This is a genomic window from Clostridium sp. Ade.TY, assembly GCF_000498355.1.
In the GTDB taxonomy this organism is placed as follows: Bacteria; Bacillota; Clostridia; order Clostridiales; family Clostridiaceae; genus Clostridium.
Genome location: NZ_AVSV01000027.1, coordinates 25,557 through 41,121, shown reverse-complemented (window position 1 = coordinate 41,121; position 15,565 = coordinate 25,557). Strand labels below are relative to the sequence as shown.

At 25.5% G+C, this 15,565-nt stretch carries 15 protein-coding genes; 5 read left to right on the top strand and 10 right to left on the bottom strand.

Features of this window, described 5'->3' with window-relative positions; genetic code table 11:
- Window positions 1-164: 164 nt before the first annotated feature.
- The gene (locus O212_RS0109890) at window positions 165-518 is read left to right on the top strand and encodes a tetratricopeptide repeat protein (RefSeq protein ID WP_024614952.1); all 354 of its coding nucleotides are present in this window, start codon (window positions 165-167) and stop codon (window positions 516-518) included.
- Window positions 519-544: 26 nt separating this feature from the next.
- On the opposite strand, the gene O212_RS0109885 is transcribed toward O212_RS0109890, so the two are convergent.
- From O212_RS0109885 to O212_RS0109875, 3 genes are read right to left on the bottom strand one after another with little or no spacing between them, the layout of a single operon-like run.
- Window positions 545-1,603, bottom strand: coding sequence for a transglutaminase domain-containing protein (locus O212_RS0109885; RefSeq protein WP_024614951.1), 1,059 nt, complete (start codon window positions 1,601-1,603; stop codon window positions 545-547).
- A gap of 1 nt (window position 1,604) precedes the next feature.
- Window positions 1,605-2,243: a recombination regulator RecX gene (recX, locus tag O212_RS0109880; RefSeq protein ID WP_024614950.1), complete on the bottom strand. Its 639-nt coding sequence runs from the start codon at window positions 2,241-2,243 to the stop codon at window positions 1,605-1,607.
- A gap of 9 nt (window positions 2,244-2,252) precedes the next feature.
- The gene (locus tag O212_RS0109875; RefSeq protein WP_024614949.1) at window positions 2,253-3,497 is read right to left on the bottom strand and encodes a pitrilysin family protein; all 1,245 of its coding nucleotides are present in this window, start codon (window positions 3,495-3,497) and stop codon (window positions 2,253-2,255) included.
- Between the two features lie 146 nt (window positions 3,498-3,643).
- Here O212_RS0109875 and O212_RS0109870 point away from each other — a divergent pair, with 146 nt between their 5' ends.
- Window positions 3,644-4,315 (top strand): response regulator transcription factor, encoded by a 672-nt coding sequence (locus tag O212_RS0109870; RefSeq protein ID WP_024614948.1) that lies wholly within the window; start codon window positions 3,644-3,646, stop codon window positions 4,313-4,315.
- Window positions 4,315-5,829, top strand: coding sequence for a HAMP domain-containing sensor histidine kinase (locus O212_RS0109865; protein ID WP_024614947.1), 1,515 nt, complete (start codon window positions 4,315-4,317; stop codon window positions 5,827-5,829). The genes O212_RS0109870 and O212_RS0109865 overlap by 1 nt, the downstream gene beginning before the upstream one ends.
- A 5-nt stretch (window positions 5,830-5,834) precedes the next feature.
- Here the strand turns inward: O212_RS0109865 and O212_RS0109860 are convergent, their stop codons facing one another.
- From O212_RS0109860 to glyA, 4 genes are all read right to left on the bottom strand, one after another.
- Entirely contained in the window at window positions 5,835-6,572 is a 738-nt protein-coding gene (locus tag O212_RS0109860; RefSeq protein WP_024614946.1) for an SDR family oxidoreductase, read from the bottom strand.
- 19 nt (window positions 6,573-6,591) lie between these two features.
- Window positions 6,592-7,518 (bottom strand): membrane dipeptidase, encoded by a 927-nt coding sequence (locus O212_RS0109855; RefSeq protein ID WP_024614945.1) that lies wholly within the window; start codon window positions 7,516-7,518, stop codon window positions 6,592-6,594.
- 54 nt (window positions 7,519-7,572) lie between these two features.
- Window positions 7,573-8,484, bottom strand: a complete 912-nt coding sequence (locus O212_RS0109850; RefSeq protein ID WP_024614944.1) for a metallophosphoesterase — start codon at window positions 8,482-8,484, stop codon at window positions 7,573-7,575.
- A 92-nt stretch (window positions 8,485-8,576) separates the two neighbouring features.
- Window positions 8,577-9,812, bottom strand: coding sequence for a serine hydroxymethyltransferase (glyA, locus tag O212_RS0109845; RefSeq protein WP_024614943.1), 1,236 nt, complete (start codon window positions 9,810-9,812; stop codon window positions 8,577-8,579).
- 190 nt (window positions 9,813-10,002) lie between these two features.
- On the opposite strand from glyA, the gene O212_RS0109840 reads away from it, so the two are divergent.
- Complete coding sequence (locus O212_RS0109840; RefSeq protein WP_024614942.1) at window positions 10,003-10,767, top strand: threonine/serine exporter family protein; 765 nt, start codon at window positions 10,003-10,005, stop codon at window positions 10,765-10,767.
- 4 nt (window positions 10,768-10,771) lie between these two features.
- Window positions 10,772-11,251, top strand: a complete 480-nt coding sequence (locus O212_RS0109835; protein ID WP_029699298.1) for a threonine/serine exporter family protein — start codon at window positions 10,772-10,774, stop codon at window positions 11,249-11,251.
- A gap of 16 nt (window positions 11,252-11,267) precedes the next feature.
- Here the strand turns inward: O212_RS0109835 and O212_RS0109830 are convergent, their stop codons facing one another.
- The 3 genes from O212_RS0109830 to O212_RS0109820 form a co-directional block, all read right to left on the bottom strand.
- Window positions 11,268-12,281 carry a glycosyltransferase gene (locus O212_RS0109830; protein WP_024614940.1) on the bottom strand — a complete coding sequence of 338 codons (1,014 nt, stop codon included), beginning with the start codon at window positions 12,279-12,281 and terminating at the stop codon, window positions 11,268-11,270.
- Between the two features lie 110 nt (window positions 12,282-12,391).
- Complete coding sequence (locus O212_RS0109825; RefSeq protein ID WP_024614939.1) at window positions 12,392-13,930, bottom strand: AbgT family transporter; 1,539 nt, start codon at window positions 13,928-13,930, stop codon at window positions 12,392-12,394.
- A gap of 284 nt (window positions 13,931-14,214) precedes the next feature.
- Window positions 14,215-15,540, bottom strand: coding sequence for an amino acid permease (locus tag O212_RS0109820; RefSeq protein WP_024614938.1), 1,326 nt, complete (start codon window positions 15,538-15,540; stop codon window positions 14,215-14,217).
- Between the last annotated feature and the right edge of the window lie 25 nt (window positions 15,541-15,565).

Here is a 15,565-nt window from a genome sequence, read left to right as displayed (position 1 = left end):
CAAAAAATTAAGGTTAAGTTAAATCTTTATTAAAATTTAAGTATATTTTTGGTAAGTTCAGTATATAATATTAAAACTATGTACATACTGTAAATGTTTAATAAATTTCTTATTTATTTTAAAAAAGAAATTTTAAAACCTTATTAAATTTTAAGGAGGTATTTATGAATTATTTTAGTGAAGCTAATAGATTATATAACACAAAAGATTATGAAAAAGCTATTAAGTTTTATCAAAAAGCTGTTGAGTATAATGAAAATGAAGCATGTTCTTACTATAACTCTGGAGTATGTTTTATAAAATTAAAAAATTATGATAATGCTATAGCTATGCTTAAAAAAGCAATAACTTTCCAAAGGGATAGTAAATATTTTTTTAATCTTGGATATTGTTATGCAATGAAAAATGAAAATAATAAAGCTTTAATATATTTTAATATGTCTTGGTCTTTAGATAATAAAGATAAAGATTGTGAAAAAGCAATTGATTTAATTCTTTCTAAACATAAAAAAAGTTAGAAAGAGTATAAAAGCTCTTTCTAACTTTACAATTCTCCAGCAATATTTTTTTCTTTATGATCTTTATAAAAATCCTTATTATCAAAATAGTCTCCAGCACTATAAAATGTCGGATCTACGTTAATCCATTTACCTTCATTTTTTAAATATACTTGATTCCATGCATGACTTATATATTCATATCCATTATAAGCCTCACCAATTATTATTCTAACTTTTATATCATTTGCTTTACACATTGCAGCAAAAAGACATGCATAATCAAAACATATCCCTTTTCTTTCATCAAAAGCTGCAATAGCTCCACTATTTTTAGAAATACTATTTTCTATGTTTTCAGCTTTTTTATAATCATACTGTATATTGCTTCCAACCCATTTGTAAATCTCTTTTGCTTTTTCTCTATCTGTCTTTAATCCTCTTGTTAATTCTTTAGCTTTATTATCTATAACTTCATTAGAAGCTACCCCTTCTTTTAAAGTTACACCATTATAATATACAATTGTATTTAATGAATCATCTTCAAATAATCCATTTTTTATTTTATTTACAGTTTTATTATCTATAACTGCTGATATTTTGTTATAAACATTTAAATTTTCGAAAAAATTTATTTCAAATTTTTTATCAACTAAACCATTATAGAATATCATTGCTATAAAAATGCATACAACTATTAAAAAGCCTCTTAAAACACCAAGAAAAGAACTTAAAGTTACAAGTAATACTTTTTGTGAACTTGATTCTCCACCAATTTCAAAGCTAAAAAATATTTTATCTACAAAACTTAGTATAAAATATATAATACATTTTATAGTCCAAAATATTATTATAAAGCTTATTAATTTAAATAATACTAAAAATCGCTCTCCATTATAAACATTAAATAAAAATACACTTATTTTTTCATAAAAATAATTATAAAAAGAAAACATTATAAAAAAGCTTAAAATGCTCGATACACTTCCTATTATGGAATCCTTAACGTAATAAAGACTTCTATTTAGGAAAGAATCTTTTATACTTTTTAATGTAACAGTAATAATTATAATAAAAATAATTATTTCAGGTAGAGTTAACTTCATATTAATCTCCCTTATATTCTAAATAAATTTTAGACACTATATTTCGTGCCATATCATATTCATATCCTCTGCCCAACATATATCTTATAAGTTTATTTTTTATTTTAAAATCATCATCCTCTCTTTTACATATTGATAAATATTTTTTTTCACATATTAGAAATGCTCTTTCTTCCTCTTCATCTTTATTTAAGCTTTCAAATACTTCATCTATTAAATATTTATTAACTCCCTTTTGTGTTAATGCATATTTAATTTTATTTCTACCTTGATTTCTTATTCTATCTTTAACATACATTTTAGTAAACTTTAAATCATCTATAAAAGCATATTCCTTTAAAAAACTTATTGTTTTTTCAACAGTAGTTTCATCAAATTCTTTACTTAATAATTTATCTCTAATTTCTTTTTCAGTTTTATAGCTTCTCTCTATAGTTTTTAATGCACTATCTTTACATTTAGATAAATTTTCAATTTCTGCAATTTCTATAAGTTTCTCTCTATCTACTTCATCATTTACTTTAAGTCCAAATCTATATACAAGTTCCATATATATTGCAAAGGCAAATTCTTCATCTATATAAATATTTACTCTTTCCTTATTTCTTTTACATTGTTCTATTTTTGTTATTTTACTCAAAATTCCACCTTACTTCTCTCTTCTTAATATATGAATTGTTGGGTCTTTTAATACTTTTTTAGAAACTTCATAAATTTCATCCTTTTCTATAGTATTAATTCTACCCATATCATCAACAAATTCTAATAAATTTTCATCTTCAAGTTCTTGATGTAATATATAATTACAAAGATCTGATGAATCTTCAAGAGTACCTATAACTGCTGTCTTATGAACTTTTTTCATAATATTTAAATCTCTATCTGTAAATTTTATTTCATTATTCAATATAGATTCTATAACACTATCAATTGCTTCCTTTGCTTCTTCTACATCCTCATCTCCAACTGATGTGTATATATATAATGTCTTATAATCTTTATTTATATCTAAATGTGTAAATATATCATAAGCTAATCCTCTATTTTCTCTAACTTCTCTAAAAAGTAATGAATTAGCACTCTCTCCAAGTCTATGGTTTAAAATTCTAAGAGGAAGTTCATCACTCTTTTTAAGATTATCAAAAGTATATAAATAAACTATAGTACTTTGTTCAATTTCGTTTTTATAGCTAATAACTTCTATTTTTTTATTTTTTTCTGACATTAATTCTTTTTTCCTAGTCTCTTTTCTTTGCCAATTAGAAAAAGATTCACTTATTATTCTTAACGCTTCATCATGTTCAAAAGAAGATACCATTACAATAACAGTGTTATTAGGTCTATAATTTTCTTTATAGTATTTATATAAATCTTCTCTATTAAATCTATTTACATTTTTTTCAAAACCTATAACATCAAATTTCAAATAACTTTTATCAAAAGCTACTTCACTTGCCTTCTTAAAACTTAAATCTTCTATATCGTCTTTACTTGTTCTTATTTCAGCAAGTATTACACTTCTCTCTTTTTCTATTTCACCTTCTGGAAAATTTGAATTTATAATCATATCTCCAAGTAAAACAGTTGCATTTTTAATTTCATCTTCTAAACAACTTATAGTGTATACTGTAGATGCATAATCAGTATATGCATTATATTCACCACCTAAATATTCTAGCTCTTCATTTAATTCTTCATTTGACCTAGAACTTGTCCCTTTAAAAAGCATATGTTCTATAAAGTGACTTATCCCCTTCTCATCCATTTCTTCATACATTGCTCCAATATTTATTCCAACATTTATTGAAGCTATTTTAGTATCTTTTTTTACTGTTATTACTCTTAATCCATTTTCTAATGTTTTTTTCTTTATATCAAAATTTAATTTAATCATATCCATCTCCTATTTGTAATTTAATTACAACCTTTAATATAATATGTTTTTATAAATAATACAACATAAACATACCTAAACCCTTCAAATATTTTTATATTTGTATATAATGTAATTAAGTCAAATAAAATGGAGGTATTAATATTATGAAAAAGTCCATACTCATTGTGGAAGACGAAATAAGAATTAGATTTTTAATTAGAGATTATTTTATAAATGAAGATTTTAATGTATATGAAGCAGAAGATGGTGAAAAAGGTATTGATATATTTTCTAAAGAAAAAATTGACTTAATAATTTTAGATATAATGATGCCAAAAATGGACGGAATAACTTTTTTAAAGAAAATACGTTCTGTGTCATCTGTTCCGGTTATATTACTTACTGCTAAAAGTGAAGAAGATGATAAATTACAAGGTTATGAAGTTGGTGCTGATGATTATATGACAAAACCCTTTAGTCCAAAAGTATTAGTTGCTAAAAGTAAAGCATTATTAAAACGAACTAGAACAGATATAGATTCAAGTTCTCAAGATTTCAATGGACTTATTATAAATAAACTTTCTCATGAAGTTAAAGTTAATGAAACTGAAATATCACTATCACCAAAAGAATATGAGCTTTTATTATATTTAATATCAAATGAAGGAATTGCTTTATCTCGAGATACAATACTAGATAACGTATGGGGAATAGATTATTACGGTGATATACGTACTGTAGATACAAATATTAAAAGACTTCGAGAAAAACTTTTAGATAAATCAAATTATATTGTGACTGTTCGTGGTAGCGGCTATAAATTTGAGGCAAAATAATGAAAGAAACTTTATCAAAAAAATTATTTCTAATAACAGCTTTATTTTTAGTTTCTTTTATGGCATTAACTTTAATTTTTCAAACCTTTATATTTGAAGATTTTTATGAACAGAAAAAAATTAAAGATTTAACTTATGAAATTGAAGATTTTTCTAAAGAAAATTCTTTTAAACTAAATAATTTACCAGGACTTTATACAGCCTTAAAAAGTTTTGAAAATACAAATAATGCAAAAATAGCAATATTCTCTCTTGATGGAAGTTTAAGATATATTTCTAATAATCTTGAAAATGATAAAGATGATATAAAATTACTTAGTGATTTTTGTTCTACATTAATAAATAATAAAGAAATTTTATTTAAACTTTTAGCAAGCAACAAACCAATATCTACTGTATTTTCAGCTAATGATAGTCAAATTAAAAATATAGGCGTTGCAACATCAATGTCTTTAAATTATAACCATGACTCTATAGTACTTGCAGTATCATCAATTCAGCCTATAATAGAGGCAGGTAATGTTATAAGTGAATTTTACATTTACGTATTTATTGGAATAATATTTATTTCATTAATTATTTCATTGATATTTGCTAAATTAGTCACTAATCCATTAAAAAAAATTAATCATATAGCTACAAAATTATCTAATATGGATTTTTCTGAAAAATGTACTAATATAAGTGATGATGAAATTGGAAATTTAGGAAAAACCTTAAATTTCTTATCAGAAAACTTACAAAAATCTTTAAATGACTTAAAAACACAAAATGAAAAGCTTGAAAAAGATATTGAAAAAGAAAGACAATTAGATATTATGAGAAAAGACTTTATTGCTAATGTTAGCCATGAATTGAAAACACCTATAGGCATAATAGAAGGTTATGCAGAAGGAATTAAAGATGGTATTGTTAAAGGCGATGATTTAAGACTTTATCTTGAAACAATAATAGATGAATCTCAAAAAATGGGGAAATTAGTTGCTAATATGTTAGAACTTTCAAAACTTGAATCTGGTGTTATAACCCCTAATTTTGAAGTGTTTAATATAAATAGACTTATTAATAAAGTTGTAAAAACCCTAAAATATGACTGCATTGAAAAAGGATTATCTATAGAATTTTCTCCAAAAACAGATTACTCATATGTTAAAGCAGATATTTTCCAAATGGAGCAAGTTTTAACTAACATTATTACTAATGCTATAAAATATACACATAAAAATAATTCAATATATATTTCTATAGAAGATTTTAATGAAAACTATTTTAAAATTTCAGTATTAAATACAGGGTCTAAAATACCTGAAGGAGAAAACATAAACTTGTTTGATAAATTCTTTAGAGGTGATAAATCTAGAAATAGAAGAGAGAATAGTACTGGACTTGGTCTTGCTATTGTAAAAAACATACTAGATCTTCATAATTCAAAATATAATATTAAAAATGTTAAACTTGGAGTTTTATTTGAATTTACTTTAAAAAAGGCTGAAATAAATGAAATGGAGGAATGATTTTTTTAAATCATTCCTCCATCTATTCTAATTACCTGTCCTGTTATATATGATGAATCTTCAGAGCATAAAAATAAAACACATTTTGCAATTTCACTACCTTCTCCAAATCTCCCCATAGGAATTTCATTTTCTAAATCTTCTTTATCTTCATCTGTTAAAAATGAATTCATCTTTGTATTTATAACACCCGGTGCAACACAATTAACTCTTATATTAGATGGAGCCATTTCTTTCGCCAAAGATTTAGTAAATAAATTCATTCCACCTTTTGATGTAGAATAAACAACCTCACAAGAAGCACCAACTTCTCCCCACATAGATGAAATATTTACTATACATCCTCCATTACTAAGCATATATTTAATTCCATGTTTTGCCATATACATAGTTCCTAAAAGATTAGTTCTAATAAGACCATCTATATCATCTTTAGTTGAATCCATAAATAAACCAACTGTACTTCTTCCTGCATTATTTATTATAATATCTAATCTTCCAAAAGTTTTAACAGCTTCATCAACTAATCTTTCTGAATCATCATAATCTCCAACATCCGCCTTAACTTTTATTGCAAAATTACCATTATCTTTTATTTCCTTTAAAGTTTCTTCAGCACCAATTTCATCCTTTGAATAATTTACAACAACATTAGCTCCATTTTTTGCAAGTTCTACTGCTATATCTCTTCCAATTCCTCTTGAAGCTCCTGTTACTATAGCAACTTTTCCTAATAACTTCATCTAATTACTCCTTACTACATTATTCTAGTACTCTTATTATATTTTTATAAAATACCTTTTCTATATCATCATCAGTAAATTTTTCTTTTTTAAGTGCATAATAAAGCTTATTCATTTCGCTCGTATCTTTAATTTCAACTTCATTTTCTATACCATCAAAATCACTACCTAAAGAAAGTACATCTATTCCCCCAACATTTTTTATATGTTTAGCATGTCTTACTATATCCTTAACTTTAGTTATTTCACTTTTTCCTACAAAATCGCTACAAAAATTTAATCCCATAACTCCCCCTTTTTCTGATAATTTTTTAATCATATCATCAGTTAAATTTCTAGGATGATTTTTAACTTCTCTTGCATTAGAGTGAGTTGCTATAAATGGTTTTTTACAAATTCTTAAAAGATCATAAAATCCTCCATCAGATAAATGTGATGCATCTGGAATCATATTAAACTTTTCCATTTCACTTACAATTTCTATTCCCTTCTCTTTAAGTCCCTTATCTTTAAATATAAAATTATAATTTGGATATCCAATAGTATTTTCATAATTCCAAGTTAATGTTATTATTTTAATTCCAAGTTCTGAAACTTTAGAAACATTATTTACCTTGCCTTCTAAAACTTCACCTTCTTCTATTGATAAAATTGCACCTATTTTTTTATCTTTTTCTATATAACTTAATCTTTTTATATCCTTTATAACTTCTATTTCATCTTTGTTTGTATTAACTTCTTCAATAAAATTATTATACATTTTATTAAATTCTTCAAAAGGACTTTTCTTTATTTCTCCTAAATCTATAAAGAAAGCAAATATTTGAGAAAGTGCATCACCTTTTTTTAATTTATCTAAAGTAACTTTACATATACTATCTTTAAGATTTAAATCTTCATTTAACATTCTATATGCTGTATCACAATGCAAATCTATATATTTCATAAGTTTCCCCCTAATTATTAATAAATATATTTAATAATAATTATATTACAAACTTTATTCATTAACAAAACTTAAATAACTTTCTAACATTTCAGGGCCCTCTAAAAAGCTTCTTTTTATATAAAGATTATTGTCTTTACCAATATCTATACTCCACTTAACTAATGCTATAAGTCCTTTATTTATTTCTATTGAGGTTATGCTATGAGGAAGCACACATGAACCATCATTAAAATAAATTCCTTCCCCAACCTTTGGAAACCTAACTCTATGAGTATGTCCACATATAAGTATTTTTTTATTATCATTTGCCCAATCATTTAAATCTTTATCTATTTTACTTCCCTTTTTATAACTACTTGCTGGACTATTTGGTGCTTTAAATCCAAAAAAGCTCTCCATTACTCTCCAAAAATATCTTACTAAAAATCTAGTAAAAAAATCTAATTCATTATTCATAATATCTAACTGATGTCCATGTACTACTAAACCTTTTTTATTATAAGGTTTAAAATTTATAACTAACCCTTCATAAAACTTTATTTTTGCTATAAGATTAATAAAATCCTCTCCAAAATTTTCACCAATTCTTTTAAATTTTTTTCTTTGTTGTTCCTTAAAATCTTTTTTACTTTTTATTTTATCATGATTGCCGTATATCATATAAAGTCTATTATCACTATTAAATCTATTATATATACTAAAAACATCTTTATAGTTATATGCTATATCTTTACAATCTTTATTTTTCCAAAGTTCATCTCCATCGCCTACCTCAACTAATGTATATCCTTCTTTATAATAATAATTTATAGCTGCCAAATATATATTTTTATTTCCAATTAAAGAATCTGATAAACCAGCGTCCCCCCTATGAACATCACTAATAAAAACTATTTTAGAATCCATATCAAAATCTAAACATTCGCATTCTTTTAATATTCTTTTTAAATCTCTTTTCCCCATAAAAATCCTTATTTAAATTGTTTTATAATATATTATATTATAAATGTTTCCTAAAAAAATAAGCGAGTAGAATAAACTACTCACTTATTTTTTTAAATATACATTCTATGTTTAGAACTTAATTTTCTAACTCTACTAATTAACTCTTCATCACTATATACTCTATTATTTATAGCATCATTTATAATTGATGCTATTTCCTTCATATCATCTTCTCCATATCCTCTTGTAGTTACAGCAGCAGTTCCTATTCTAACTCCTGATGTTATAAATGGACTTCTTTTTTCATTTGGAACAGTATTTTTATTTAAAGTTATTCCTATTGAATCTAGTAACTTTTCTGCATCTTTACCTGTTATATCTTTATTAGTTAAATCAACTAAAATTAAATGATTATCTGTTCCACCTGATACTAATTTAAACCCATATTTAACAAGTTCTTCTGCTAAAACCTTACAATTCTTAACTACTTGCTCAATATATTCTTTAAAGCTATCATCTAATGCTTCTTTAAAACATACTGCCTTTGCTGCTATTATATGCATTAAAGGTCCACCTTGCATTCCTGGGAATATATTTTTATCAAGATCTTTAGCAAACTTTTCTTTACAAAGAATAAGCCCACCCCTTGGTCCTCTTAAAGTCTTATGTGTAGTTGATGTTACAAAATCAGCATAAGGTACAGGAGACATATGTAATCCAGCTGCTACAAGCCCTGCTATATGTGCCATATCAACCATGAAGTATGCACCAACTTCATCGCAAATTTCTTTAAATTTCTTAAAATCTATTTCTCTTGAATAAGCACTAGCCCCAGCTACAATAAGTTTAGGCTTATGTTCTAATGCTATTTTTCTTACATTTTCATAATCAATTACTTCTGTTTCCTTATCTACCCCATAAGATATAAAATTAAATAATCTACCTGAAAAGTTTACAGGTGAACCATGAGTTAAATGTCCTCCATGACTTAAGTCCATTCCTAATACAGTATCTCCTGGATTAAGTATTGAAAAATATACAGCCATGTTAGCTTGTGATCCTGAATGTGGTTGAACATTTGCATGTTCTGCATTAAATAATTTTTTTGCTCTATCTCTTGCTATATCTTCTACCTTATCAACTATATGACATCCTCCATAATATCTCTTATCTGGATATCCTTCTGCATATTTGTTTGTAAGATATGATCCCATAGCTTCCATTACTGCTTCACTTGCAAAATTTTCTGATGCAATAAGTTCTATTCCATCTTCTTGTCTCTCTACCTCTTTTTCTATTAATTCATAAATATCAATGTCTTCTTTTTTTATTTTTTCAAAATTCATTATAGCACCCCAATTTTTTATTTATTTTTATTAGATTATACGGTTGTTATTTAAATTTTTCAACATATTTTTTAATACTTTTATAAATTTATGTCATAAACATAATATATTATTAATCATATATATTATATTTATAATATATATTTATGATATAATTTAATTATACTTTTTTGTATAAGGAGTGATTATGTTGGACGTAAATAAATTGCTTCATCTATCTACATATGCAGGTATTGTAATGCTTCAAAGTGGTGCTGAAATATATAGAGTTGAAGAAACTATTTGTAGAATTTGTGAATCTTATGATATTGATGAAGCTAATAGTTTTGTTACTCCTACAGGGATAATGGTTTCTATTTGCTATAATGATCAAACTTACTCTATTGTAAAGAGAGTAACAATAAGAGGTGTAGATTTACATAAAATAGAAAGAATTAATGATTTATCAAGAAGAATTGCAAGAACTAAACCATCTCTTAATAAAGTTGAAGCAGAGTTAAAAGATATAGATAATACTGAAAGATATTCTCTAGTATCAACCTTATTCTTTTCTGGTATAGCAGCAGGTTTTTTTTCAATACTGTTTGGAGGAAATTTGAAAGATTTAGTTGCGTCCTTTTTTATAGGTGGTTTTATTAAATATCTTTCTATGATATTTACCAAAATGTCTCTTAACGATTTCTTTATAAATACTATTTGTGCAGGTGTATCTGCTGCTTTTGCAATATTGTTTTTAAATTTTGGCTTTATAGATAATATTGATGAAACTATAATTGGGGCAATAATGATATTAGTTCCTGGTCTTGCTATTACAAATGCAATAAGAGATACAATAGCAGGTGATTATTTAGGTGGAATAATAAAAGCTAGTGAAGCATTTTTAGTTGCTATTGCAATTGCTGTAGGCACAGGTGGTGTTATAAGTTTCTGGCTTAAAGTATTAGGAGGTATTTAAAGATATGACTATATTTATTCAAACAATTTGTTCTTTTATTGCTACTATCGGATTTGCAGTAATATTTAATATACATGGAAGAAATTTAATTTTTGCTGGTATAGGTGGCGGAATAAGTTGGTTTGTTTATAGTTTATGCTTGCAAGTTAACTTTTCACAAACAACATCATTTTTCTTATCAGCTGTTGCGTTTAGCATTTACTCTGAAATACTAGCTAGAAAACTTAAAACACCTGTTACAACATTAGTTGCCTGTGCATTAATACCTTTAGTTCCTGGTTCAGGAATGTATTACACAATGTATGAAGCTGTAACTGGGAATATTATTCACTCTATCGAATTAGGATTAAATACATTATCAAGTGCTGGTGCATTAGCACTTGGAGTAATATTTGTTTCAACAATAACTAGACAATATTATATAGTAAAAAATAAAAATTATATAAAAAGAAAATTATATAAAAAAAAGATTGAGAAAAATTAATTCTCAATCTTTTTTATTAATTTTCTAAAATTAAATCTATACTATTAAGCTTATTTCTAAGTTCATATATATTTATAACTTCTTCGAATTCACTTGATGGATATTTTATATTTAAAGGTATACTTATATATTTATCTAAATATTCTTTTGCTAAATTAAATTTATATTTTTGTATTTTAATTAAACAATTTATAAAATAAACATCTCTAAAATCATTATAATCTTTCACAAAATTTTCTATTTCATTTTCTGCTTCATCATATCTATTTAACTGATAAAGAGCTTTTATTTTATTTGCAATTAACCTTATATAAATATATTCACTTTCAGCCTTATTTATTAATTTAAGTGACTTATTATAATTTTCCAAAGCTTCTTTAAATTTTAAATTTTTACCATATTCATTCGCTAAATTATAAAAATAAATAAAGTCTTTTTCATAATCTTTATAACTATTTAATATATCTATAACTCTATTATTTTTTCTTTCTATATCAACATATTTAACATCATTACCATAACTACATATTTCTATGTCACTAAAAGATAAACTATTTTCCCCATAAAACTCAATTATACTTTCAGTAACACTTTCTTGTATTTTTCCACTAAATTTTATATTTTTATCATTTCTAAAAAGCCTTATAAAATTATCAATCCCCCTAATTTTATTATCTATAATAGATTTCACTCTAACATATATACCTTTATCCCTTTTATTTTCATTTATATATTCAAATATTTTTTCTTTATTTTCATTGTCAATAACTTCATCACTATCTAAAATTAATATCCATTTACCTTTAGATCTTTTTATCATTTCATTTCTTATTTTAGAATAATCACCTTCAAATTTTTCATTTATAATTATTCCACCATAATATTCTGCTATATATTTTACATCTTTTTTATTATCTATATTTGCAATTATTATTTCATCTACAACATCTTTAATACTTTCAATTGATTCTCTAATAAAATTTTTATCATCTTTACATATCATGCAAAGACTTATTAAAACATCTTCCATAATGATTCTCCTTACAATATATAATATTTCATAATATTTATATTGTATATTTTTATATTTTATTACTTAAAATATAAAATCCTTGGTTTTTAAACCAAGGATTTTTCTATTTATACACCTAAAGGTATTCCTAAAACAAAGAATCCAATAAGTAATATAGTCCAGCATATTAAGAATCCAACAGAATATGGGAACATTAATCTTATCATGTCTCCTAAAGTATATTCTGGCTTATACTTCTTCATAAATACAAGTATTATTCCAGCATATGACATAAGCGGAGAAATTACATTTGTAGATGAATCAGCTAATCTATACGCTGCTGATACGAAATCTGGAGTTAAATCTGGATTTACTTGATATAACATAGGAATAAATATAGGTCCAAGTAACATCCACTTAGAAGTCAATCCACCAACAAATAAATTAATTATTGCTGTTATTATTATAAATCCAATTAAAAGCATTATTGGATATTTATCTATTCCTAAACCTTGTAAGAATGTAGCACCCAAATATGTTATATAAGTTCCAATATTTGAATAACTAAGCAATGCTAAAAAGTTATATGAGAAGAATGTTAATACTAAAATATAACCCATACCACTCATTTGTTTAGACATAGCTTTTACTATATCCATAGCATTATTAAATTTGCCCATTTTTCTACCAAAAAATAATCCTGGCATAAAGAATAAAAATGTTATCATTAATATTACATTATCCATAAATGGATTAATTGTTTTTCCATCTTCACCAACATAAGCCTTAAGTGGTCCAAAATAAAGTATTGCTACTATTACTAATCCTATTAATAACCCTATTCCTGCATATTTTAATGCTTTATTCTCTTCCTTTTTAACAGTAAAGTCATCTAAATGCATATCTTCTGGAACAATATAACTTTCTTTTTCAAGTCTTGGTTTTACAAATTTAGCAGTTATTATAAATCCTACAATTGAAAGTAATACAGTTGATGCAACTATAAATATATAGTGCATCGTTGCTGGATTAAGTGCTTGTCCAGCTTGTGATACAAAAGGTACACCTTGTCCTTCTGCAAATATTTTTGCATTATTTCCAACAATAACATCAATTGGAGTCGCTGGAATTAGATTTGCACTAAATCCTGCTGATACCCCTGCAAAAGCAGCTGCCATACCTATTAAAGGATTTTTCTTTAATCCTACATATAGCAATCCAGCAAGTGGTATAAGTATTATGTATCCTGCATCTGTTGCTATACTACTCATAATTCCTAAGAAAACTAAAACTATCGGTAAAAACTTATCTGATACTTTTAAACCTATTTTTTTAATTAAAGTTGTTAAAAGTCCTGATTCTTCTGCAATACCAACCCCAAGCATAACTATAAGTATAGTTCCTAAAACTCCACCACCATAAGCTAGCCAGTTATTTAAAAGTGCATTATTGAATATCCATCTTACATTTTCAGCTTGAAACATATTTTTTACTTCATAAGCTATAGTATTTCCATCAGCTCCTAATGTTTCAAATTTAATACCACCCATAAAAATTGTTGCAATTATTACTATTGCATATAATGACATAAAAATAATTACTGGATCCGGAATCTTCTTACCAATCTTTTCAATAAAAGATTCCTTTTTTATTTTCCCTTTCTTCATATAAATAATAACCCCCTTTAATAAAATGTTCACCATTCAGAAACATTTGTTTATATTTATTCATAATTACCTTTTCATTATATCATCTTTAATTATTTTTTAAATATAAAACATAAAATTTATACATTTTTATATATTTTTCTATTATGTATATAATTTAGACATTATTTTTATTAAGTTATTAATATATACGTTATATTTTTCATTATTTAATATTATTTATATATAATTATAATTTTTCTAAACAAAAAAGACAGTCTTTAAAAGTAAAGACTGTCTTTTTATTATTTAATTTCAACTTTATTTTTGTGATAGTTATATATATAAAAAGGAACTCCTATAAGCATTAATATAAATCCCCACATTACAGTTTCTGCACCTGAACCATATATTGTCCATATTGAATATATAAATGCTAATAATGGAATTATAGCTTTCTTTATAAATATTCCAAAATTAAATTCTTTTGCCCCTTTAAACATAAGCATTATTTCAGCAGCCGCTGTTAAAAGGTAAATAGGTAAAAAGGAAAGTGTTGCAAGTATTGTTATAAATGTAAATGCTGATACCATACTTTTTTGATAATTCATTATTAAAAGTATATTTACTAAAATTGATCCAACTATTAAAGCATTTGCAGGTGTTCCATACTTTGGATGAAGTTTTCCAAAAAATTTAGGAAAAACACCATCTTCACCAGCTGCAAAAGCTACACGAGCAGTTGATAAAAGCCATCCTATAGTTGTACCTAATATACATATTACAACTGCAATTGTAATTGGCTTACCTATTGAACTACCTAATATTTTAGTTAATATATCAGTAAGAGGTGCTTGACTATTTGCAAGTTCTGAGTTTGGCATTGCCCCCATACTTGCTATACTAATTAACATATATATTACAGATGCTATTATCATTCCATAAATAGTACTCTTTTTTACATTCTTTTCTGGATTTTTAATTTCTCCTGCTGTAACAGTTGCACTTTCAAGTCCTACAAAAGCCCAAAGAGTTGATGTAGCTGCAAGTGATATTGTTGAAAATCCTTTTCCTTCTGGAAGTAAAGGTATTATATTTGCAGTATCAAAATTAATTAATGCAACTATTATAAATATAGCAAAAAATGCAATTTTAAATACTGTTGCAATAGTTTGAAGCTTTCCGGCCTTTTTTACTCCGATTATATTTATAATTGTAAAAAACCATAAAATTCCGCTAGTATATATTATAGAAATTAAAGGATTTCTTAATGCAGGTATAACTGCAGCACTATAACTTGAAAGTGCAACTATTATAGCAGCATTTCCTATCCATGAGCCATTCCAATATAACCACGCACTTAAAAACCCTGTAAATTCTCCAAAAGCTATCTTAGTGTACTGATAAGCTCCACCAGTTGAAGGATACTTTGATCCTAAATTAGCAAATGACATTGCAATAAGTATTGACCCTGCTGATGTTACTATCCATGCAATTATTGTAGCAAGTGGTCCTGAAAGTTGTGCAAGTGTTGCTGGAAGCATAAATACTCCAGAACCTATCATATTTCCACATACAAGCATCGTGGCCATAAAAAGGCTAATCTCTTTTTTTAAGTTTCTCTCTTCCATCTGCTCCTCCTTAAAGTGTATCTAA